Here is a 23,961-nt window from a genome sequence, read left to right on the forward strand (position 1 = left end):
GCATGAGCTATCAGGTTCTGGCGCGAAAATGGCGTCCGCAAAACTTCCATGAATTAATGGGGCAAGAGCATGTTAAACAAGCTCTGGTCAACGCACTCAATGAAAAGCGTTTACACCATGCCTATTTATTCACCGGAACACGTGGTGTGGGCAAAACAACCATTGCTAGGATCTTTGCTAAAAGCCTTAACTGCGAACAAGGCGTTACTTCAACGCCTTGTGGTCAGTGTAGTGCCTGTACTGAGATTGAAACCGGTAAGTTTATCGATTTAATCGAAATTGATGCGGCTTCTCGTACAAAAGTTGAAGACACGCGAGAAATCTTAGACAACGTACAATATGCACCAACTCGTGGTCGCTACAAGGTTTATCTCATCGATGAAGTGCATATGCTGTCGAAGCACAGTTTTAATGCGCTCCTGAAAACCTTAGAAGAGCCGCCAGAGCATGTAAAATTTTTGCTCGCCACAACCGATCCACAAAAGTTGCCTGTGACTATTCTGTCTCGTTGTTTACAGTTCAACCTGAACGCAATGACGCAAGGGCAAATAGTTGAACAGCTAGAGAAAATCCTGCCGCTAGAGCAAGTTGCCTTTGATCCAGTAGCGCTACAAACGTTAGCGAAAGCCGCTGATGGCAGTATGCGTGACGCTCTAAGTTTGACTGATCAGGCTATTGCACAAACAAATGGCAATTTAACTGTGCCTGCAGTGCAATCTATGCTGGGATTGATGGATAGTGCGCATGCGATCATTTTGCTGTCTGCAATTTTATGCCACGACGGTGAAGCCTTACTCAATACGATTGAAAAAATAGCACTACAAAATGGTAATTTTGTTAGTGTGCTGGACGATTTAATTGCGTTATTGCATGTTATTCAGCTCACTCAACTCGTGCCTAGTGCTGCGCGATTATCAAATTTTGATAACAACGACATCAAGCTATTTGCCGAGCAATTAGCACCGCAACAGGGCCAGTTGTTGTATCAACTGCTGTTAAATGGCAAAAAAGACCTAAAGTGGGCACCTGAGCCTAAACTTGGGTTTGAGATGGTCATGCTGCGCTTAATGGCGTTCGAAAAAGAAAGCCATAGCGTAGTGCCTTCCGCTCCTGTGAGCCAAGAGACTTCTGAAAAGCAAAGCAAAGTAGGGGATTTACGAGCGCTGTTAAAAAAGCCAACGGAAGATAACGCTACGGTAGCGCCATCACCTCAGGTACAGCCGACAGCAACACCTACATATGCACCAGAAGCAACGACATCAACCGCGCAACAAACAACACAGTATGAGCCGGTGTCGCCAATGCCTGCTGCGCAAAGCCAAGCACCAGTCGCCTCTGTGTCATCTGAGGCGGAGATGGCCAATCAATACGACAACATCATGTCACAGGCGGTAGAGCAGGGGTTCCAAGAACAAGTTCCTGCACATCATCATGAAAGTGCGCCAGTTGATGATGCTGCATACGCGCAAACGGCATCGCAAAACCAAGAGGATTGGTCTCAACCTGAGGTGCAAAACCAAAACGCTTCGGAACCTGCTGCTACAGCAAGTGTTACCGAGCAGCAAAACCAAGCCCAGTCAGCAATCGCACGAATTTTAAAAAATCGTAATATCTCTGGAGCGGGTCGATTGGTGGGAGCCAATGGTGAGGTAAAAAAGTCTGAGGCGCCTAGTGCGCCAATGCCAATAGAGCAAGCGCCAGCCACGACGGTAACCACACCTGAGTATCAGCCTGAGCCGCAACGCGCACAGCCCGCTGCACCTCGCTTAGCACCAAAAAAGCAAAAGAAAGCAGCGTTTCAAGAGCGCCATAAACCTATTACGGAAAATTTAGCACCAGAATTGCTAGAGCAGTTATCACCGGTAAAACAAGATGATAACGAACAAAATATTCAAGTGGAGATCCCTGCACCGGAAAACTTTGTTAGTCCAATCAGTGACATTAAGTTTGCTCACCAAAGCGACGATTGGGCAAACATGATTGAAAAGATGCAATTAGGTGGTCGAATTCGCCAGTATGCATTACACAGCGTGATAACACAGCAAGGCGCGCAGGTACAATTGCAAGTAGATGCGAGTCAACAACACTTAGACTCCGCAGTGCTGAGAGAGAAACTAACAGAAAGCCTAAGCGCATTATTCGAGCAGCCAATCGAGCTTGAGATTAACTATATCGACACGGTAAATAACACGCCGTTTTTGGTACAGCAACAACTAGATGAGCATAGGCTTGTCCAAGCTAAAGCGGCGATGCGAGACGATCCACTCGTCAGCGCATTTGTCCAAGAATTTGACGCAATGCTTGACGAAAATAGCGTTCAGGCATTGTAATTAAGGGCGTTAGCCCTTATCTTTTATCACAGTAAACCAAATTGAAGTATAAGAGAGCAGAATATGTTTAAAGGCGGAATGGGCAACATCATGAAGCAGGCGCAGCAAATGCAAGAGCGCATGGAAAAAGCCCAAGAAGAGATCAAGAGCCTAGAAGTAACAGGTGAAGCAGGAGCAGGTTTAGTTAAAGTAACTATGCTTGGTAGCCACAACGTACGTCGCGTAGAAATCGACGAAAGCCTAATGGAAGACGATAAAGACATGATCGAAGACCTACTAGCCGCTGCGGTAAACGATGCAGTTCGTCGCGTAGGTGAAGAAACGCAAAAGCGCATGTCAGAAGTCACCGGCGGCATGCAAATGCCTCCAGGCTTTAAAATGCCGTTTTAATTTAGAATCCCACGAAAATAGCGCCTGAAGGCGCTATTTTTTTGTTTGAAATTTACAGATATCAATCTTTGAATAGGGTCAGTGAGGCTGACCCTATTGATTACTGAATGGCAGCGTAAAGCCCTTTTTAATTCAATGTGCTGCTATTGCGACATTTAGAAGCTAAGGTTTTAGGCGTGTAGTCTGTAAGGTTTTTAGCTTTGCCTAAATCTTCGAGATCGACCCATGTCACCTCGTCACCATTTATAAATGCACATTCCACATTGATGGAGTGGATGCTCTCAGGCGTGGTTTGAAAATCCATTAAGTTTTTATCTAAAACTATCAAGTCAGCTATTTTGCCAACTTCAATTGAACCTAGCTTATGGGAGAGGTTATGTTGCATTGCAGGAACAATAGTGACGGCCTTTATGGCGTCTTGTATTGATAAGTTACTTTTTCCATCTGTATTTGTACCTAAATACTTTCCTCTGGATGCTAAGAATGGATATTCCCAAGTGTGGCGAGTCATGGCTTGTTCAATAAACCATAGTGGGAATAACGGGCTGATACTCAAATCGCTATGTAACGAGAAGGGGATCCCTGCGGCGAGCTCTTCTTCCATAGGGTCGATCCTATTGCCTCGTAGATCTCCTAATTCATTTCTCATTGATGCTCCCCAGTAGGCCACATGGGCGATTAAATGACTGGGTGTCAAATTCGGAAACGTTTCGCGAGCTTTGAGGTATTTATAAATTGTTTTATTTTCTTTTGTACTTTCATCTATATCATTCACTGTGGAATGAATAATTGTGTGAGCTAGATCAGTAAACGTCTGAGCGACCTGTTTCTCTTTACATGTTGAGGTGTGACGTTTTGCATCACCTGCCATTTGAGTTAGCGCATTAAGTGAATCTGATATAGCTTGATCACCATTTGCGTGAAGATTAAAGTACCAAGGCTGATGTACGCTGCTGTCACAGGTGGGTAAAAATCTAGAGAGATTTTGGACAATTTCGTTTTTGGTATAATCAACATGACCCTTGCCAAACGTGTCACAAAGTCCTGCTTCAGAGTAATCAGTACTTAAATTTGCGCTACAGCCTTGGGTAGAGCCATCTGAGAGTAGCTTAATGCCTTGCGCTGAGTACATACCGTTAAAAGCTTTACTTTCAAAAGGAATATAATCACATTCACTGGGGTTTTTAGGATCATACACACATTGAGCGCGAGCGGCTGTTGCCTCGTCTTGATAGTTGCGCCAATCGTACACAGAGCGAACTCTTGCGGCCGGTTGCAGTTGCTCCATGAGAACTAGATTGATGAAATCGTCTTTCATTTCTGTTGTTGAACCACCGTCTACTAACATGGTTACCCCCTGTTGCGATGAAGTATTGAGCAAGTACTTCATTTTCATCAAAACCTCTTCATTTTCATCTTTATCATATTTAGCTAGCTCCGGTTGCGCTGTATCTAGCGGGCAGCTGGTTGCAGGGGGCGTATTTGGTGCATGGTGTACGAGTGCTGAAATGTCTTTGCTACTAGTGCCTTTTGCTCTTAAAATGGAATTAATAAACAGCATATACGCACTTGGTTCTTTGATGAGGCCAGAGTACTGCCACTTTTTCGAGTCAATCTCTTTGTACTTAGCATTATTCACTATATCTAAGTCGCCATCGCTGAAGCATAAGGTTTTCACGATAAACTGACTGGTTTTTACGTCTTGTTCTGTACCTTCACAAGTCAATGTGTAATCCCCGACGGGGAGTTTAAAGTCAGGGTTCTCTTTTTCAAACTCATCGACTTTTGCTTGAGAAATCATGTCTATCTGTGCTTTTTTGACCACTGTATTGCACAAGCCCACTTGCTCAAACGCAGACATATTGGCGTACGCTAAATGCCCTGATTGGTCAGTCATAAATATAGCTTTGTTACTTTGTGCCGTTTTTAATTTTTGGTTGCTAATTTCGTCAATAGCTTTCATTGGGTATGCAAAAAATTCTCGATTTTCGTTTATACGCTGATCGAAAGGCCTCTTGGCATACTCTTCTTGGACCATTCGTGACGGATCAAGCCCATTTCCAATGTACCATCCAACTTTATTGACATGGTCGATTACAAATGGCGGGCTTGTTGTTACTTTTGCTATTGCTTCATCTAGGTATATAAAGCAGTGCCCCTGTCCATCTTTCGCACTTGAAGCCTTCTTATTCGGATAGTAAATCCAGCCGTAATCTTTAGAGAGCTTTTCTTGATATTTGTCTGGCAGACAAGGCATTAAATTTTTTACTCCACTCATTTGCGCCGTTGATTGTAAATGGGCATGAGGTTCTATGAATCCTGGCATTAAGGTTCTGCCATTTAAATTGAAGTAAGATATCTTGGTTTTTGGATCTTGGTGTCTAATTGTTGCTAGCTTCTCCTTTGCGTCGTCGACTGAACCGACGAATGTAATCACACCATTTTCGACCAACACCGCAGGATTATCATCTGCTCCTAAAGAGAAGGGTTTTTTGCTAGCAACAGTGATAATATTGCCACCGAAAAAAAGACTGACTTTAGCGCTAACATCATCGTCTTGTGGTTTATCATCGCTGTTATTTGTTGAACTCGAGCACGCCGAAATCAATAGGGCAGCTGCGAAACATGGGATTATATTACGCTTTTTCATAAAGTTTCCTTTGAAAATTATCTAGATAACGCTATTAAGTAGCTACAAGTTCTGGCTAGCACTCTCATACAGTCAGAAATTAAATGTAATTTTATAGTTGATTTTGCAAGGTGGTAATTACACTAAGTTACGCGCTATTACAGCAATGTTGAGTAGCTACATTTAGACCGCAAAAGTAAGCCCTGAACAAGTGACAGGTGTTAAGCAGGCTCCCTTTAACCTAAATATTTTGGGTTATCTTGAGACCGCATAATTTTACTAGCGAGCTGCATAACATGGCGGGATCAGTTACAGATATCGAAGTGAAGTTCACGAGTATGATTGAACTGAGCATCAAGAAAGTTGAAATAGATGATGAAAAACGGTCTAATAGGCTATAAAGGATACGATGTTAGGTCAGGGAATGAGCGCCGCTGTAACGATATAGCTTGTAAATCAATGCAAGTGAAGTCGCTCGCCTTAATTTTCTCTCGCCGCTTAAATAACGTCTACATTCTAGGTCGAACTAGTTTAGTCTGATCTAACAACGCGTTATGCATACTACGCATATATAATTTATAAAATCATTCCAGCAAAAAGGAGTTGCTCGTGATAGTTAAATACATTTTCACTCTGATTGGGTCCGCACTGTTAATTGGGTCTCTTTTTATGTACAACAGTACCCAAGACTTCCTAAACCGTGCAATCATTACCGAAGGCACAGTGGTAGACCTTATTTATTCCCAGTCTGAAGACTCGGATACCTATACTCCTTTCGTTAAATTCCACACCAAAAATGGCGAAATAGCGGAGTTTGTGTCCTCTACCGGGGGCGGTCCTAACAGATATTCAATAGGAGAGGTTGTAAGCGTCGTTTATCTAGAAGATTCAATCGAAAAAGCTGAAATTAACGATACTTTCTCGCTTTGGGGCGGGGTTATGATCTTAGCTGGAATAGGCTCTGTATTTTTCCTTATTGGACTTTCAATTATCTTATTTGGCGCGTCAAAAAATAAGAAGGTGAAGTATCTAAAGGAAAAAGGGACACCAGTGGTGGCTAAGTTTCAGAGTGTTGAAGTTAACCGTAGAATAGAGTTTAACGGCAAAAACCCTTACCAAATTTGTGCACAATGGAGAAACCCATCAACATCGCAATTGCATATTTTTAATAGTGATAATATATGGTTTGATCCAACCAATCACATAGACCGAGAAGAGATAACGGTGTTAATTGAAGAAGGAAACCTGAGCAAATACCATGTGGATATTTCATTTCTCCCAAAGGTCGCGTCTTAATCTTATGAAAGTGGACGGATCGTAACTACAACACTAAGTATGTAAAGTTCTCGTGGGCTGAGTTTGCAAATCTATTCGAAATAGCGCTTAATAAGGCGCTATTTTTGTCTGTATACGGAAGTAAGATGAGTAAACGTGCACTGGTTTTTCCGCCCAATTTTAAGTTGGTTTTGTACGCGATGGCAGTGATGTGCCTCGTACAGTTGTTGGGTGGTATTTTTGGCTTACCCGTCTATCGTTTTGGGATTGTACCGCATAATGTTCATCATTTGAGTGGTGTGTTAACTGCGCCTTTTGTGCATGGTAGCTGGGGACATTTGCTGAGTAATTTGCTCGGCTTAAGTATTAGCGGCTATTTGGCAGCGAGATTACCAAGGTTTAAGCGAGCAACACTTTTTATTGTGGTTGCTACAGGGCTGTTGGTGTGGCTGTTTGCTGGGCACGCTAATCACATTGGTGCATCAGGCATTGTAATGGGTTACTTTGGCTTACTGCTGGGTGCTGCGCTATTCAATCGCGATGTGCTTGGCATTGTTAGTTTTATAGCTCTGCTGGTATTGACTTATTATGCCAATATTAGTTTTTTAGCGACGTTATTTGATTTCTCGGCACAGACGAGTAGTTCAAGTCATATTTTTGGGTTTTTAAGCGGATTAGGCGGGGCATACTTAACCAAGCAAAAGCGTATTGCTCGGCGTTAAAGCAGCATAACCTACCAGTGACGGCAGGTTATGCTTTGGGATTTAATTTATTACCAAATACGCACGCGCTCTTCAGGTGCTAGGTACAGTTTGTCACCCGGTTTAACGTCAAACGCTTTATACCATGCATCATGGTTGCGAGGTGCAAGCGCTCTAAATTGACCCGGTGCGTGTGTACCTGCGCGTAGCTGGTTTAGCATGCTTTGCTCTGTACGCTTTTCTTTCCATACTTGTGCCCAAGCAAGGAAGAAACGTTGATCGCCAGTCAAGCCATCAATCACCGGTGCTTCTTTGCCGTTTAGGCTCAGTTTATATGCATGATAAGCCATTGCAAGGCCGCCTACGTCACCGATGTTTTCGCCAAGGCTGTTACGACCATTCACAAAGTTACCCTCAATAGGCTCATATTGGTTGTACTGTGCCGCGAGCTTGTCTGCTTTTTCTTCGAAAGCAGCGCGATCTGAATCGGTCCACCAGTTACGTTGAATACCGTTGGCATCTGATTTAGAACCTTGGTCGTCAAAGCCGTGGCCCATTTCGTGCCCTATCACCGCGCCAATACCGCCGTAGTTTACTGCAGGATCTGCATTTGGGTCGAAGAATGGCGGTTGTAGAATTGCCGCTGGGAAAACGATTTCATTAAACGAGCTGTTGTAATAGGCGTTAACGCGTTGTGGAGTCATTCCCCAGCGGTTACGATCGGTTTTTTCAAGCTCTTTGGCGATGCTGTCGTTGCGGAAAAACTCACGTAGGTTTTTCACATTTGCCATTAAGTTATCGCGGGTTAAGGTTAACCCATCAAATGATTGCCATTTATCAGGGTAGCCAATCTTAGGCGTAAATGCGGCAAGTTTTGCCTGAGCATTTACTTTCGTTTCTTCACCCATCCAGTCTAAGCCTTCAATCCTTTCACCAAGCGCGGTGCGTAGGTTTTCAACCAATTCTGACATTTGTTTTTTAGAAGACTCAGGGAAGTAACGGGCAACGTAAACTTTACCAATTGCAAATCCAAGCGAAGTAGTGCCAGACATTTCGCTGATAGCGCGTTTCCAACGAGCACGTGGTTCTTGTTGACCACTTAAATGTTTGCCATAAAATTCAAAGTTAGTATTGAAGATATCTTCAGACAACAGCGACGCATTGCCGCTAACTGCATGATAAGTTAGATAGTCTTTCCAAACGGCCAAGTCTTCAGAGTTGATAAGCGCAATCATTGCTTTGATCGGCTCTGGCTGAGACATATTTAGCTGAGGCACTTTGTAGCCTGTTTCAGCAAAATATAAATCCCAATTAAAGCCTGGGTATAGTGTTGCTAGCTCGTCACGTTTAACTTGATTTAATGTCAGGTCGCGATTTCTGCGTTTTTCACGTGGCCAGTGGCCCTCTGCAATTTTAGTTTCAAGTGCAAGAATGGCTTCTGCGCGCTCAGTTGGCTTGTCTTTACCCGCAAATTTAAGCATATCTGCAATATGTGCAACGTATGCTTCGCGAGTTTTAACAAAACGCTCAGCTTCTTCTAAATAGTAAGAGCGGTCTGGTAGTCCAAGTCCACCAGCACCCATCGACATTTCGTATTTATTTGGGTCTAGACGGTTAAACCACATACCGCCGCCGATCGGCGCATTGACGCCAGTTAACCAAGATTGTCCAAATGCTTTGGTGAGGCCGTCAGTGTTGTTAATGGCGTCAATGTCAGCAAGTAGTGGTTGAATAGGTTTAATGCCAAGCTTATTTAGGGTTTCAACATCCATATAAGCATTGTAAAAATCGGCAATTAGCTGCTCTTCGGCGTTTAGGTTTTTACCGTTAGCAATCTCTTCTATAATGGTTTTTACTTGCTCTTCACTGCGTTCAGCAAGCGCAGAGAATGCACCAAAACGTGTTTTGTCTGCTGGCATTTCGTAGTTTTTGTACCAAGTGCCGCTGGCGTACATAAAGAAATCATCACCTGGTTTTACACTTTCATCGCGTGCACTAAGGTCAACACCAAAGCTGCCAAGTTCAGCCTTACCAGTTGCTACAGCTGCGTTTTCTGTTTTTTGGGCTTCACTTGTTGTGACTTGTGGCTCAGAGCAAGCCGTCAGCATGATGGCTGTAAGCGCACTCGCTATTATCGTTTTTTTCATTATGTAGTCTCTATTTGGTTCGAGAAGTAGGCCCGACAGCTGTGCTATTGTACTTACTATCGGGAATGGAGCCATTGTCGAGCGAATACGCTTTTGCTGCAAGCATTTGAGTCGAATTGTTGGGAAATTCGCGATGAATGTATTTTCAAACTGTAAAATAAGTAGAAGGGTATGAAATAGGATCAAGCTTTAAATCAACAACAATATCCCTTATCATTTCGGCATTGTTATCAGTGTTTTTGCACTGCATGGGCCACAAGAAACGAATTTATGCAATTATCACCAAGTTTAACGGCGCTTATTGAAGCGCTGCGTTGTTTACCTGGCATTGGGCCTAAGTCCGCGCAGCGTATTGCCTTTCATTTATTAGAGCGAGACAGAGAGGGCGGCAACCAGCTGGGGCAAAGCCTGACGCATGCGATGCAAGCCATTGGTCATTGCTCAAGCTGCCGAACATTTAGTGAGGTTGAGGTGTGTGATATCTGCCAAAGTATCAAGCGCCAAGACACAGGGCTGCTTTGTGTGGTTGAATCACCAACGGATGTATTGGCGATAGAACAAACGGGCCAATTTAATGGCCTGTATTTTGTACTGATGGGGCATTTATCGCCTCTGGATGGAATTGGCCCCAATGAAATCGGCCTTGATGTTCTTGAGCGTAAGCTAAGTGCTGGCAATATTAACGAAGTTATCTTAGCGACAAACCCAACGGTAGAAGGCGAGGCAACGGCACATTATATTTCTGAGTTATGTCATAAATATCAGGTTGAAGCGTCACGTATTGCCCATGGTATGCCTGTCGGCGGTGAGCTTGACCTTGTAGACGGTATGACGTTAATGCATGCGTTTAGCGGGCGTAAGAAGCTCTAATCTTAACGTTTCTTGCTAAAAGCCCTGTTTTTGGAGCAATTGAATCTAAAAAACAGGGCGATTTGTTAAAAATTTTGTTCAGTCTCTTGAAAGTTTTTTCTCCTCCCCCATATACCTAGCATATTGATAAAGAACACTGCATTAATTGCTTATATTGGAGAGAACAATGTCCGCAGCTCAAAAAGAAACATTAGGCTTTCAAACAGAAGTCAAACAATTATTAAACCTAATGATCCACTCTTTGTACTCAAACAAAGAGATCTTTTTACGCGAATTAGTATCTAACGCTTCAGACGCGGCTGACAAACTACGTTATTTAGCTTTGCAAAATGGTGACCTTTACGAAGGTGACGCGGAGCTACGTGTTCGCTTAAGCGTAAACAAAGATGCAAAAACCATCACCATTTCTGACAATGGTATTGGTATGACGCGTGACGAAGTGATCAGCTCATTAGGTACCATCGCAAAATCTGGTACAGCTGATTTCTTTAAAAATCTAACAGGCGACCAAGCAAAAGACTCGCAGCTGATTGGTCAGTTCGGTGTTGGTTTCTATTCTGCATTTATTGTTGCTGATAAAGTAACGGTTCGTACGCGTAAAGCGGGTGAGTCAGAAGCAGTGGAATGGGAATCGCAAGGTGAAGGCGACTTCACGATTGCAGAAATTGAAAAAGCAGAGCGTGGTACAGAGATCACACTGCATCTTCGTGAAGAAGAAAGTGAGTTCCTTGAAACTTATCGCCTTCGCGGTATTGTGACTAAATACTCAGATCACATTTCAATTCCTGTTGAACTTTATAAAGACCCAGTTCCTGAATCTGAAGGTCCAGATGGCGAGAAAATTGAAGCGCAACCTGGCGAGTGGGAAGCGATCAACAAAGCCACAGCACTTTGGACTCGCGATAAATCTGAGATCAGCGACGAAGAATATAAAGAGTTTTATAAGCATGTTGGTCATGATTGGGAAGAGCCACTCACTTGGGCACACAATAAAGTAGAAGGTAAAACTGAATACACCAGCCTACTTTATATCCCTAAAAAGGCACCTTTCGATTTATACAATCGTGAGCGTCAAGCAGGCCTTAAGCTTTATGTACAACGCGTGTTCATCATGGATGACGCTGAGCAGTTTATGCCAAGCTACCTGCGCTTTGTTAAAGGCTTACTAGATTCTAACGATTTACCTCTTAACGTATCTCGTGAGATCCTACAAGACAACAAGATCACTCAAGCTATTCGTAAAGGCTGTACATCTCGTGTTCTTAAAATGCTTGAGCGCATGGGCAAAAACAAACCAGAAGATTACCAAGCATTCTGGAATGAGTTTGGTAATGTGATCAAAGAAGGTCCTGCTGAAGATTTCGCAAACAAAGATGCTATTGCAAAACTATTGCGTTTTAGCTCTACACATACTGACGAGAAAACGCAAAACGTATCGCTTGAGCAGTACATTGAGCGCATGAAAGAAGGCCAAGATAAGATTTACTATGTTGTGGCTGATAGCTTTGAAGCAGCAAAGAGCTCTCCGCATCTTGAAATCTTCCGTAAGAAAGGTATTGAAGTTCTGTTACTGTCAGATCGCGTTGATGAGTGGATGATGAGCCACCTCACTGAATTCAACGAGAAGCCACTTCAGTCAATCACGCGTGGTGATCTTGACTTGGGTGATATGGATGATGAAGAAACGAAGAAAGCACACGAAGAAAGTGAGAAGGAAGTTGAAGGCCTAGTTGAGCGAGTGAAAACAGCACTTGGCGATAAAGTGAAAGAAGTACGCTTTACGCACCGCTTAACAGATTCTCCAGCGTGTGTGGTTGCAGATGATCATGATATGAGCTCACAAATGCAAAAGCTAATGGAGCAGGTGGGTCAAGCCGTGCCTGAGTCTAAGCCGGTATTTGAACTTAATCCAGAGCACCAATTGGTTAAGCATTTGAATAACGAACAAGACGAAGACAAGTTTGGACAATGGGCAGAAGTACTACTAGACCAAGCAATGCTTGCAGAGCGTGGTAGCCTGAAAGATCCAGCGGGCTTTGTAAGCCGTCTTAACAAGCTAATGCTAGATCTACAAAAGTAAAATTAATTAAGTAATAAATTAGTATAACGAATTGAAAAAGCCGGTCATTGTTAAGTGACCGGCTTTTTTGTGTTTATTGATGAGAGTATATAGTGAGGCTATAGACTCTTCAGTGCGCCAACGACTTCTTCGTAGTTTGGCTCTTTTGCTAAATTTTCTACCAGCTGCTTGTAAACAATTTTGTGTTCCTTATCTAGCACAAAAATCGCACGACTGAGCAGGCCCATATCTTTAATCAACAAACCATAGTTTTCACCAAAAGAATGCCATACGGCGTCTGATAATGTTTTAACCTTGTCGATATTTTCTGCTTTGCAAAAGCGCTTTTGCGCAAACGGCAAGTCCGCACTAATCGTCAACATGGCAACATCTGGAAATTGGCTTGCTACTTTTTCATTAAAATGTTTTGTTTGAAGGCTGCAAGTGCCTGTATCTAGGCTTGGTACAACGCTAATTAAAATTGCACGACTTTCAAAATCTTTCAGAGTAACAGGGCTGAAGTCAGCATCGGCAACCTTAAAATCCGGTGCAGCCTGACCTTGCTTTACACCATTACCAAGCAATACCACCGCTTTACCTTGCGCTTTTACCTTGCCCATATCTACCGAGTTTTCAGGTAAATCATAAGCCAATGATATCGCACTAAACAGACCACTCGCTAAAACTAACGCTTTCAGCATAAAGTATTCCTTTTGAAGTTAACTTAATTGATTTGAGTGTATTATACTGACAGTAACTAACCAAGCTTAAGTGACATTTAGATTGTCAAGATGGCGTCGTTTTATTAACATATGTCGCAATTTTAAGCTTTAATCTCATAATTATAACTAAAACTTCCCGACATCGTGCCGATACGCATGGGAAACAGAAAGAGAGCTTGTATGTCAACACTAGTCCTAATTTGTGACGATTCAAAACTTGCCCGTCGGCAGCTGGCGCGTTCATTGCCAGACGACTGGGACATTAAAGTAGAATTTGCAGAGAATGGACTCGACTGTATTAAACAAATCAAAGCACTCTCTCCTGAGATTCTATTCCTTGATCTAAATATGCCGCAGATGGATGGCTATGAAGTACTACAGGCTATTAGCGAGCAAGATTTATCTGTGCTTACTGTCGTTGTTTCTGGCGACATTCAACCTAATGCGCACCAACGTGTGATAGAACTCGGCGCTATTGATTTTATCCGTAAGCCCTGCGATGCAGCTAAACTTGCTGAAATTATTGAGCATCATGGAATAAAAGACAAAGCAATCAGAGAAAGCTTGGTTCATAAACTTGGTGAGCAGCTAGACCCTGAGATCCGTGATATCTATCAAGAGCTTACAAACGTTGCTATGGGGCAGGCGGGTGATTTGTTGGCGCGATTGCTAAACGTATTCGTCGAACTACCTATTCCCAACGTCAACGTACTCGAAGTCAACGAGCTGCATATGGCACTGCAAGCGATTGATGCGAGCGCGACTACGTCGGGCGTTTGCCAAGGTTTTATTGGCGGTGGAGTTTCCGGAGAAGCGCTGCTACTGCTCAATGATTCTAGTTTCAAAGAGATCGCGTCTTTGATGAATTATCATGGCGATCTTAATACCAAAGTTGAGCTTGAGCTTTTAATGGATATTAGCAATATCTTGATTGGCGCAATTTTAACGGGACTATCTAAGCAGCTCGATATGTCTTTCAGTCAAGGCCACCCCGTGGTGCTTGGTCAACATTGTGATGTTGCTGAACTTGTGAAAGCCAACAAAGCGAGATGGCAAAGAACGCTCGCTATAGAGATTAGCTATGGCATTGAGCATCACAACATTAACTGTGACCTTATGCTGTTATTCACAGAAGACTCACTTAAAACATTAAAATACAAAGTAGCCTATTTATTGGATGATTAACTATGCCTGCAGCCGATTTTGATATGAATGAAATCCATTGGTTAATGGATATGTTTAACACCGTAGATGTTGGCTTGGTGGTGCTTGATCGCGACTACAAGGTATGTATATGGAATGGTTTTATGGAAAATCATTCCGGTTTATTACCGAGTGCGGTTAAAGATAAAGACATTTTTGACTTGTTCCCAAGTATTGATGAGCAATGGTTTAGATCAAAAGCTGAGCCTGTATTCGTGCTAAAAAATCGATCGTTTACTATTTGGGAGCAGCAGCCGTATATTTTCCGATTCAAAAATTATCGGCCTATCACAGGCAAGGCTGATTACATGTATCAGAATGCGACCTTTATCCCGTTGACCACAGTGACGGGGGATGTTGGGCATATTTGTGTGATCATATACGATGTAACCGACGAAGCAATCAACAAGTTAGAGCTTGAGTCGTTGAATAAACAGTTAGAAAAGATTAGCCGTACGGACAGTTTAACCCAGTTGCATAATCGCGGTTTTTGGGAAGAGAGCCTAAAGCAAGAGTTTAAGCGCTTGAAACGTAATCAGGGCCAAAGTGCACTTCTTATGTTTGATATTGACCACTTTAAGCGAATTAATGATGAATACGGTCATAGTGGTGGAGATGAGGCTATACGCCATATCTCAGACTTACTACGCAAAACACTGCGAGAAACAGATACTGCAGGCCGCTACGGCGGTGAAGAGTTTGCGGTGACTTTGCTCGACACAGACGTAAAAGGTGCAATCACTTTCGCTGAGAGGCTGCGATCATTAATAGAAAATTCTTCGATTTACTACGATGAGCAACAAATCAAGATTACGGTTAGTCTTGGTGTTGCCGTGTACGAAGAGTCTTTTGAAAAACATGAGCAATGGATCGAAGCGGCAGACAGCGCTTTGTATGTTTCTAAAGAGGGCGGAAGAAATCGGGTAACTGTATACTCTGAAGACATGGCCAGCGAGTAAATTTATCTTTATATAGTGGCTTTAGCGCGGCGCGGTTCTATTCATATTGCCACTTTATAATTTTTACCCCACTACCTTTTTAGTATCGGTGTGGAATGAACAGCGGTATGTTAGACAAATCAGCCGTATTGTTCGGTTATTTCTGCGAATTAAAGTGATAAAAGTGGCGTCTTACTTACCGCTAAATACATCACAATAACGACTGAAACCGGTATGGTTAAGAGTGCAAGTTTAGTAAAAGGGCCGTGATAGAGCGCCAACCAACGCCGTTGCTGAGCGCTTGCAATACCCAAGTGGACACTTTTAGATGCCTTTGCTGCTAACCAGTTTCCCAAGAAAATATCGACAATTTCTAATGGGATAATCACGAGACCGACCACCAGTAGCTTTTGCTGGAGCCATGGAGATGTAAACCATCCAGCTAAAAAAGCCATAGAAAAGCCTGTTAATAAGAGAACTATAAACGCCACATGTTCCAGTGTGACCATGAGAAAGAATACATGGCTCACCTTCGCGGTTACCGATCCTATATTTTCATTTTCTATTGCTTTTAATACGAGCCAAGCACCAAGAGCTGGGCCGAGCCAAAAAATCAAGGCGCCTAGGTGTACTAATTTTAAGATTGCGTATTCCATCTAGGCCTCAAAACTTGATGTGCAAAGATAATCATCCAAAGTGTACTAAGAGTCATGCTTGATGCAGTAAATATCTCAGCAGCTTTAAGTTGACCAGCAGCGATAGATACAGACAGCAATAAACCTAAAATCCAAGCGGTGATCCCCCACACTGATACCCATGTTTTAAATATACCTTGCTTAATGGCTAGATAGGTTAACGTAAGCCCTCCTAAATTATAAAGGCCATTACCTAGGTAACCGGTTAGATGGGTTGCAATATGCTCAAACAGTAAAAATACAGATTCGCCCATGGCTAAGTGAACTACTTTTGGTAAAACAAAGGCATAAATCACTTCAGCAATTAGATCTGGGGCCACACCCAATGCGACTAATAGCAGGCCAACATGCTTTCTAAAGTCGGCCTTGAGCTCATCTGCTAAAATAACACTAAATACTAAAAGACCTAGTGCAGAGAACATCCAAGCTATCCAAGACCACTGCCAAAATACTAAGTTTTCAGCAATAAACTCCATACGCATTATTACCGTGTTATCAAGAGGCAAGCCTGGACGCATCGGTCCATTCATTAAAAGACATGCAGCAGTAATTATTGCGGCAATCAGATAAACAACAACAAATTTGGTTTTGTATTGATCCATTGGTTTTACGTCTGGATTGGAGTCCCATGTTTCATCTTAAATCTATACCCAAAATTGGTAAAGCCTTAGTCTGAATAGACATTATTTACTTGGTGAAAATTGAATAACCCTTGTCTTTAAACTATAGCGGTTAACCGGAGTTGTGATGTCTACGCTTATGCTCTTGATATCAAAAGACTTGTAAATCACGGCTTATCTAGCTTTAATGGAGGTGTGGGGAGTTGAGTTTTCATTAGAGGTCTTTAGCCATTTATTTTAAGATGAGGTAGGTGAATAGTAGTTCCTTAAATGATTTTAACTCATTAGGAAGAATTCCATAGACTTCAGTCAATATGAAACACTTGCTTGAAATGCGTAATCACTTACAACAATAAAAGGGAATGAAAAATGAACGATAATGATGAATACTGGGGGATGCCGCTAAATACATACTGTATGTTATTACATTTGAGCCAACTGGCGAGCTTTGTTGCTCCGGGACTAGGGCTTGTATTACCGGTGGTTATGTGGGCAACCAATAAGGATAAAAGCGAAACAATCGACCAACACGGAAAAGCCACTATTAACTGGTTAATTAGCTTAATCATCTATTCCATAATTTGCGGTATTTTAGTTTTTGTTGCGGTTGGTATTTTAGGGTTCGTTGTTTTAGCTATTCTTAATGTTATATTTGCCATCATAGCCGCGATAAAAGCCAATAATGGGGAAGTATGGGTTTATCCTCTGAGCTTCAATTTTTTTAAGTAACCGGCACTTTGAATAGCGAAACTCTGCTGTTGGAAGTGTTCGCGTTAGCAGTATTGAATTAAACAAAGCACCTCAGAGCAGCACAATATAGAAGTTTGAGCTAATTTAAGGCGCCTGAATATGGGAAAGGAATCACGGCAAACACAACCTGTTTGCCGGCTCCTAAGTCAAACTAACAGAGTTACGATTCACTTTCTTCTTCAGGGCATTGAGCTATCTGCTCGAGATTGCCATTTTCATCTACTTGTTCAAGTTTCACTTTAAATCCCCATAAGCGATAGAGGTGCTTTATCACTTCTTGCTTTGAAGCGGCAAGTGGGATCCCGCCTTGTGGTACATACCTTAGCGTAAGTGAGCGATCTCCCCGTACATCTACATCATAAACTTGAATATTAGGCTCATGGTTACTGAGGTTGTACTGCGCTGAAAGAGCGCTGCGAAGTTGTTGATAACCCATTTCATCGTGAATAGGGCCAACTTCCAAATGTGGAGATTTTTGTTTGTCGACAATCGTAAAAAGTTTAAAGTCGCGCATGAGCTTTGGAGATAAAAATTGGCTGATAAAGCTCTCGTCTTTAAAATTTTGCATTGCAAAATGCAGTGTATCTAGCCAGTTGCTCCCCGCAAATTCCGGGAACCACTGTTTGTCTTCTTCTGTTGGGTTTTCGCATATACGGCGAATATCGACCATCATGTTAAAGCCGAGCGCATAGGGGTTTATCCCTGAATAAAATTTACTATTGTATGGCGGTTGATACACAACATTGGTATGACTTTGCAAAAACTCCAACATAAAGGAGTCACTTAGTTTTCCCTCGTCATACAAGTGATTCAAAATAGTGTAATGCCAAAATGTAGCCCAGCCCTCGTTCATGACTTGAGTTTGTCTTTGCGGGTAGAAATACTGTGATACTTTACGCACAATACGAATAATCTCGCGTTGCCAAGACTCCAGCAATGGCGCATTTTTCTCGATGAAATACAGTATGTTTTCCTGAGGTTCTGATGGGAACCGGGTACGGCTGTCGGTTTCTTCATCTTCACCTTTAGGAATGGTTCGCCATAATTCATTAACTTGGGACTGCAAATAATCTTCCCGCTCTTTTTGGCGTTTTTGCTCCTCAAACATAGAGATCCGTTGCGGCCTTTTATATCGATCAACCCCGTAATTCATTAACGCATGACAAGAGTCAATAAGGTTTTCTACCTCATCAATACCGTACTTTTCTTCACATTTGGCGACATAATTTTTAGCGAATACCAAGTAATCAATAATGGAAGATGCATCTGTCCAGGTTTTAAATAGATAGTTACCTTTAAAGAAAGAATTATGACCATAGCACGCATGCGCCATCACCAGCGCCTGCATAGGCATGGTATTTTCTTCCATTAAGTAGGCAATACAAGGATTAGAGTTAATCACAATCTCATAGGCAAGACCCATTTGACCACGTTTGTAGGTTTGCTCAGTCTGGATAAATTTTTTACCGTACGACCAATGTGCATAACCAATTGGCATGCCTACACTTGAGTAGGCATCCATCATTTGCTCAGCTGTGATCACCTCAATTTGATTCGGGTAAGTGTCAAGTCTGTAATGCTCGGCTACACGAGCAATTTCCTGATGATAAGTATCAAGTAAATCAAAGGTCCAATCTGGACCATCGTCAATTGGCTGATATGTCATCGCGCAACCTCCCAAAAATTATGCCGCACTTTGCTTATTTTTGTTCTTCTTGAACAATTCTCTAAAGATAGGATAAATATCTTCTACACCTCGAATGTGCTGCATAGCAAAGTTGTCAAATGAGTTGGCTACTCCTTGATACTCCCGCCACAGACTTTGGTGTGCACGGGTAGTTATCTCTATATATGCATAGTAGCGGACAATTTTAAGTAGTTTGTTAGAGAGTATCTGGGTGCATTGTGGAGAATCATCTGCCCAGTTATCACCGTCAGAGGCTTGTGCGGCGTAAATATTCCAATCGCCTTGGGCATAACGCTCTTGAATGATTTCGTCCATTAGTTTCAGTGCACTCGAGACAATTGTGCCACCAGTCTCTTGCGAGTAGAAAAACTCTTGCTCGTCTACTTCTTTTGCTTGGGTATGATGGCGGATATAGACTACCTCAATATCTTTATAAGTGCGGGTTAAGAACTGATAGAGCAAAATATAAAAACGTTTTGCCATGTCTTTTGTAGCTTGATCCATTGAACCAGACACATCCATCAAGCAAAACATAACAGCTTTGCTGGTGGGGTGTGGACGCCTTTCGTAATTACGAAAGCGTAAATCGTAATTATCGATGAAAGGCACCGCGGCTATTTGCTCTTTTAGCACTTGGATCCGCAGCTCTATATCATTGATTTTCTGTTGAGGAGGAACCGGTTCAGCAAGCATACTCGCCAGTTCTTCCTCTAATTCCCTTAACTCTCGGCGTTTACTTGAGGTCATCGCAATACGGCGTGCCATTGAGCCTTTTAAACTGCGTACGATATCTAAGTTGCTAGGCATACCATCATTACAAAAGCCAGCTCGATGCGTTTTCATTTGCATTAATTTATCTAACTGGCTTTGTTGTAAGTTGGGTAACTCCAAGTCTTCAAACAATAGGTCTAAGTATTCGTCTTTTGAAATAGAGAATACAAAATCGTCTTGCCCTTCACCTTGGTTACTTGCCTCGCCATCACCTGACCCACCACCTTGCCCTGAAGGAGGGCGCTGGATCCGATCGCCCGTTGAAAATTGATCGTTACCTGGGTGAATGAGCTCTCTGTCCCCCCCTTTTCCCTGATGGAAAGTGGGCTCGCTGATATCTCGTTGTGGGATAGAAATGCTTTCGCCACTGGAGATATCAGTCACACTACGTTTGTTGATGGCCTCTGAAACCGCTTTCTTTATCTGCTTCTTGTAGCGGCGGATAAAACGTTGGCGGTTCAGAGTGCTCTTATTTTTGCCGTTAAGACGGCGGTCAATAAAATGCGCCATATAACACCCTCTTCATACTAACAAGTTACTGTGACTTTCTAACTCTTAAATACCATTCTGAAAGTAGGCGAACTTGTTTTTGGGTATAGCCTTTATCAACCATACGATTGACAAAGTCCTCGTGCTTCTTCTGATCTTCGGCAGAGGTTTTTGCATTAAATGAAATTACAGGGAGTAAGTCTTCGGTATTAGAGAACATTTTCTTCTCGATAACCGTTCTTAGTTTTTCATAGCTGGTCCATACTGGATTGTCACCATTGTGATGGGCTCTTGCTCTTAAAACAAAGTTGACTATCTCGTTACGGAAATCTTTTGGATTGGAAATACCGGCTGGCTTTTCAATCTTTTCCAGCTCGCCGTTAAGCGCGGCTCTATCAAACAGTTGACCTGTATCTGGGTCACGATATTCCTGATCTTGGATCCAAAAGTCTGCATAGGTAACATAGCGGTCGAAAATATTTTGGCCGTACTCAGAGTACGACTCAAGGTAAGCTGTTTGTAGTTCTTTACCGATAAATTCGACATATTGTGGGATTAGATACCCTTTTAGATGGCTTAGGTAGCGCTCTTGTACTTCAGCGTTAAATTGTTCGCGCTCAATTTGCTGCTCAAGTACATAGAACAAATGAACAGGGTTTGCTGCGACTTCACTATGGTCAAAGTTAAACACACGAGAGAGGATCTTAAAGGCAAAGCGAGTTGAAAGGCCGTTCATGCCTTCGTCAACGCCTGCATAATCTCTGTATTCTTGATAGGATTTAGCTTTTGGATCTGTGTCTTTTAAGCTTTCACCATCGTAAACCCGCATTTTTGAATAGATACTGGAGTTCTCTGGTTCTTTAATTCGAGACAGTGCTGAAAACTTCGCTAAAGTTTCTAAAGTGCCAGGCGCACAGGGGGCTTCCCTGAGTTCACTATTTTCAATAAGCTTCTCGTAAATTTTGACCTCTTCAGACACGCGTAAACAATAAGGCACTTTGACGATGTAAACACGGTCTAAAAATGCCTCGTTGTTTTTATTGTTCTTAAAGGTTTGCCATTCAGACTCGTTAGAGTGAGCGAGTATTAGGCCGCTAAATGGTAGGGCGGAAATACCCTCGGTACCATTGTAGTTGCCTTCTTGGGTTGCAGTTAGCAGCGGGTGTAGCACCTTAATGGGTGCTTTAAACATCTCGACAAATTCCATCAAACCTTGGTTCGCAAGACATAGCGCGCCAGAATACGCATAAGCATCAGGGTCATTTTGAGCGAAATGCTCAAGTTTACGAATATCAACTTTACCCACCAGCGCTGAGATATCTTGGTTGTTCTCATCCCCTGGCTCTGTTTTCGCGATAGCAATTTGATCAAGAATGGAAGGGTAACGTTTTACGACCTTAAATTGTGTAATATCTCCATTGTACTCATGTAAGCGTTTAGTTGCCCATGGAGACATTATCGTTTTAATATAGCGCCCAGGAATGCCGTACTCTTTTTCAAGTAGGTCGGCATCTTCTTGTGGGCTAAACAAGCAAAGCGGGTGGTCATTAACGGGTGAGCCTTTTAAAGAATAAACCGGCACCTTTTGCATCAAATACTTGAGCTTTTCTGCGATAGACGATTTACCACCACCAACCGGGCCGAGTAAATAGAGCACTTGTTTGCACTCTTCAAGCCCCTGTGCGGCATGTTTGAGATACGATACTATTTGTTCAATGGCATCCTCCATACCGTAAAACTCATTGAAGGCAGGGTATCGAGCTATTACTCTATTCGAAAACAGCCGACTAAGTCTGGCATCTTTCGACGTATCGATCATTTCTGGTTCGCCTATTGCCATCAGAAGTCGCTCAGGTGCGCTGGCATAGGCTGATTTGTCATTTTTACAAATTTCAAGAAATTCCGCGATGGTGTACTCTTCTTCTTGCGCGGCTTCATATCTGGCCTGATAATGTTCAAATATTGTCATAACGACCTCCAATAAGCTACTTGGTGTGGTTTGCGGATCACAGATTTGGAAAGGTTACTTAAAGCTTAGTCGTGATATGAAGAATACCCAAAAAAAACTAGATTTTTTATGTATTAATGTTGAGTTACAGGCATGAAAAAAGGGCGCTTGTGCGCCCCATTGTTGCATCAATACTGATAGTTGATGTTAAGCTAGGTTGCTGTTAGCGAAATCCCAGTTAACAAGTGCCCAGAAACCTTTAAGGTAATCAGGACGAACATTACGGTAATCGATGTAGTAAGCGTGTTCCCACAGGTCAACTGTGATGATAGGGGTAACACCTTCTTCAGTCAGCGGAGTCGCTGCATTTGAAGTGTTAACGATATCTAGAGAGCCGTCAGCTAGTTGTACTAACCAAGTCCAGCTTGAACCAAAGTTGTTAACTGCTTTGTCGTTGAAAGCTTCTTGGAATGCTGCGAATGAGCCCCATTTTGCATTAATTAGTTCAGCAACTTTACCTGTTGGTTCGCCACCTGCATTTGGCGCAAGGCTGTGCCAGTAGAAAGTGTGGTTCCAGATTTGAGCAGCATTGTTGAAAACACCACCTTCAGAGCTACATACGATCTCTTCTAGTGATTTACCTTCAAAGTCAGTACCTTCGATAAGACCGTTAAGCTTTACAACGTATGTGTTGTGGTGCTTACCGTGGTGGAATTCTAGCGTCTCTTGAGAAACGTGCGGCTCAAGAGCATTTAGTGCATAAGGTAGTGACGGTAGTTCAAATGCCATATTAATCTCCATTTTTTGGTTGATTTGCCAATAACACGTACGAAAGGTAGCTAACATCAGCCCACTTTTCTATACCATTGGCCTATATAGTGATACTATAATTCCTGACTATTTTACTCAAGTTTTGGCAAACAGCAATGCGTGCCAGTGACTTAATGACTTATAATACACATTCTTTGTGAACATATGCCGAATAGCAGTCAAAGTGTAGAACATCATGACAGGCGGTCATGCTTATTTTAGCCATGTATCCCGAGATTCTATCGCTGCTTAAAGCTTGGCATTATGAATGCAACAGGTGTTGTTAAAGTGAGTAGCAAGCTAAAACGCCGATGCTAAACTAGATATTGATAAGCATTGGACGAAACGTCATTTTGAGGTAACTAATGGAAACTATTGACAAGATTAAACAGCAGATCGAAGAAAATCCAATCATCTTATATATGAAAGGGTCGCCAAAACTCCCTAACTGTGGTTTCTCTTCGCAGGCATCTCAGGCTTTGATGGCGTGTGGTGAGCAGTTTGCTTATGTTGACATTTTATTAAATCCAGACATTCGTGCTGAACTACCGCATTATGCGAACTGGCCAACTTTCCCTCAGCTTTGGGTAGAAGGTGAGTTAATCGGTGGTTGTGACATTATCATTGAGATGTTCCAAAAAGGTGAGCTTCAACCTCTTATTGCTGAAACAGCAGCTAAATATAAGAAAGACGAAGCAGCAGCGGAATAAGCTAACCGCTTATGGCAGAGTCGATACTCTGCCATGCTTTATTTTTTAAAAATCTTCTAATATCTTCCTACCTACTTTTCTTAGCAAGTCTTTTTGTCTGATGTTTGGTTGAAAACCAGAAGTTCATTGAATTTAAGATATCTACACTTTCATTAACGCTATTCGCGTTTATCTAACTTAGAGCTACTCGCTTATTTTTATCAACTCAAGTTGACGT

General features: G+C 42.4%; 19 protein-coding genes. 10 read left to right on the forward strand and 9 right to left on the reverse strand.

What is annotated here, in order from left to right:
- Positions 1-2: 2 nt before the first annotated feature.
- Together dnaX and NO992_RS02390 are read left to right on the forward strand one after the other, a co-directional pair.
- Positions 3-2,330, forward strand: a complete 2,328-nt coding sequence (gene dnaX, locus NO992_RS02385) for a DNA polymerase III subunit gamma/tau (RefSeq protein WP_371374044.1) — start codon at positions 3-5, stop codon at positions 2,328-2,330.
- Positions 2,331-2,393: 63 nt separating this feature from the next.
- Positions 2,394-2,720, forward strand: coding sequence for a YbaB/EbfC family nucleoid-associated protein (locus tag NO992_RS02390; RefSeq protein WP_010368987.1), 327 nt, complete (start codon positions 2,394-2,396; stop codon positions 2,718-2,720).
- Between the two features lie 127 nt (positions 2,721-2,847).
- On the opposite strand, the gene NO992_RS02395 is transcribed toward NO992_RS02390, so the two are convergent.
- The gene (locus NO992_RS02395) at positions 2,848-5,370 is read right to left on the reverse strand and encodes an amidohydrolase family protein (protein WP_371374048.1); all 2,523 of its coding nucleotides are present in this window, start codon (positions 5,368-5,370) and stop codon (positions 2,848-2,850) included.
- A gap of 588 nt (positions 5,371-5,958) precedes the next feature.
- On the opposite strand from NO992_RS02395, the gene NO992_RS02400 reads away from it, so the two are divergent.
- Together NO992_RS02400 and NO992_RS02405 are read left to right on the forward strand one after the other, a co-directional pair.
- A complete protein-coding gene (locus tag NO992_RS02400; protein ID WP_371374051.1) occupies positions 5,959-6,645 on the forward strand; it encodes a DUF3592 domain-containing protein in 687 nt (228 codons plus the stop codon).
- A 125-nt stretch (positions 6,646-6,770) separates the two neighbouring features.
- The gene (locus NO992_RS02405) at positions 6,771-7,346 is read left to right on the forward strand and encodes a rhomboid family intramembrane serine protease (RefSeq protein ID WP_235368036.1); all 576 of its coding nucleotides are present in this window, start codon (positions 6,771-6,773) and stop codon (positions 7,344-7,346) included.
- 50 nt (positions 7,347-7,396) lie between these two features.
- Here NO992_RS02405 and NO992_RS02410 read toward each other — a convergent pair whose 3' ends face one another.
- Complete coding sequence (locus tag NO992_RS02410; protein ID WP_371374054.1) at positions 7,397-9,472, reverse strand: M13 family metallopeptidase; 2,076 nt, start codon at positions 9,470-9,472, stop codon at positions 7,397-7,399.
- Positions 9,473-9,742: 270 nt separating this feature from the next.
- On the opposite strand from NO992_RS02410, the gene recR reads away from it, so the two are divergent.
- Positions 9,743-10,342, forward strand: coding sequence for a recombination mediator RecR (gene recR / locus NO992_RS02415; protein ID WP_017217997.1), 600 nt, complete (start codon positions 9,743-9,745; stop codon positions 10,340-10,342).
- A 166-nt stretch (positions 10,343-10,508) separates the two neighbouring features.
- Positions 10,509-12,422 (forward strand): molecular chaperone HtpG, encoded by a 1,914-nt coding sequence (gene htpG, locus NO992_RS02420; protein WP_017217996.1) that lies wholly within the window; start codon positions 10,509-10,511, stop codon positions 12,420-12,422.
- Between the two features lie 98 nt (positions 12,423-12,520).
- On the opposite strand, the gene tpx is transcribed toward htpG, so the two are convergent.
- Positions 12,521-13,102, reverse strand: coding sequence for a thiol peroxidase (gene tpx / locus NO992_RS02425; protein WP_017217995.1), 582 nt, complete (start codon positions 13,100-13,102; stop codon positions 12,521-12,523).
- Between the two features lie 201 nt (positions 13,103-13,303).
- On the opposite strand from tpx, the gene NO992_RS02430 reads away from it, so the two are divergent.
- Together NO992_RS02430 and NO992_RS02435 are read left to right on the forward strand one after the other, a co-directional pair.
- Complete coding sequence (locus NO992_RS02430; protein WP_010375391.1) at positions 13,304-14,308, forward strand: response regulator; 1,005 nt, start codon at positions 13,304-13,306, stop codon at positions 14,306-14,308.
- Between the two features lie 2 nt (positions 14,309-14,310).
- Positions 14,311-15,285 (forward strand): diguanylate cyclase, encoded by a 975-nt coding sequence (locus NO992_RS02435; RefSeq protein WP_010375394.1) that lies wholly within the window; start codon positions 14,311-14,313, stop codon positions 15,283-15,285.
- A gap of 149 nt (positions 15,286-15,434) precedes the next feature.
- On the opposite strand, the gene NO992_RS02440 is transcribed toward NO992_RS02435, so the two are convergent.
- Together NO992_RS02440 and NO992_RS02445 are read right to left on the reverse strand one after the other, a co-directional pair.
- The gene (locus NO992_RS02440; RefSeq protein WP_253106965.1) at positions 15,435-15,920 is read right to left on the reverse strand and encodes a DUF2269 domain-containing protein; all 486 of its coding nucleotides are present in this window, start codon (positions 15,918-15,920) and stop codon (positions 15,435-15,437) included.
- Positions 15,902-16,561, reverse strand: a complete 660-nt coding sequence (locus tag NO992_RS02445; protein ID WP_371374059.1) for a hypothetical protein — start codon at positions 16,559-16,561, stop codon at positions 15,902-15,904. The genes NO992_RS02440 and NO992_RS02445 overlap by 19 nt, the downstream gene beginning before the upstream one ends.
- A gap of 387 nt (positions 16,562-16,948) precedes the next feature.
- Here NO992_RS02445 and NO992_RS02450 point away from each other — a divergent pair, with 387 nt between their 5' ends.
- A complete protein-coding gene (locus NO992_RS02450; protein ID WP_010375399.1) occupies positions 16,949-17,308 on the forward strand; it encodes a DUF4870 domain-containing protein in 360 nt (119 codons plus the stop codon).
- 181 nt (positions 17,309-17,489) lie between these two features.
- Here the strand turns inward: NO992_RS02450 and NO992_RS02455 are convergent, their stop codons facing one another.
- The 4 genes from NO992_RS02455 to NO992_RS02470 form a co-directional block, all read right to left on the reverse strand.
- Complete coding sequence (locus NO992_RS02455) at positions 17,490-18,995, reverse strand: SpoVR family protein (RefSeq protein ID WP_371374062.1); 1,506 nt, start codon at positions 18,993-18,995, stop codon at positions 17,490-17,492.
- 18 nt (positions 18,996-19,013) lie between these two features.
- Positions 19,014-20,297 carry a YeaH/YhbH family protein gene (locus NO992_RS02460; protein WP_253106971.1) on the reverse strand — a complete coding sequence of 428 codons (1,284 nt, stop codon included), beginning with the start codon at positions 20,295-20,297 and terminating at the stop codon, positions 19,014-19,016.
- A 25-nt stretch (positions 20,298-20,322) separates the two neighbouring features.
- Positions 20,323-22,245 (reverse strand): PrkA family serine protein kinase, encoded by a 1,923-nt coding sequence (locus NO992_RS02465; RefSeq protein ID WP_017217990.1) that lies wholly within the window; start codon positions 22,243-22,245, stop codon positions 20,323-20,325.
- A gap of 186 nt (positions 22,246-22,431) precedes the next feature.
- Positions 22,432-23,013, reverse strand: coding sequence for a Fe-Mn family superoxide dismutase (locus tag NO992_RS02470; protein ID WP_010375405.1), 582 nt, complete (start codon positions 23,011-23,013; stop codon positions 22,432-22,434).
- A 386-nt stretch (positions 23,014-23,399) separates the two neighbouring features.
- Between NO992_RS02470 and NO992_RS02475 the strand changes: the two genes are divergently transcribed.
- Complete coding sequence (locus NO992_RS02475) at positions 23,400-23,744, forward strand: Grx4 family monothiol glutaredoxin (RefSeq protein ID WP_010375406.1); 345 nt, start codon at positions 23,400-23,402, stop codon at positions 23,742-23,744.
- The last annotated feature ends 217 nt before the right edge of the window (positions 23,745-23,961 follow it).

Origin of the sequence: Pseudoalteromonas sp. DY56-GL79 (genome assembly GCF_041414765.1) — a bacterium.
Lineage (GTDB): Bacteria > Pseudomonadota > Gammaproteobacteria > Enterobacterales > Alteromonadaceae > Pseudoalteromonas > Pseudoalteromonas piscicida.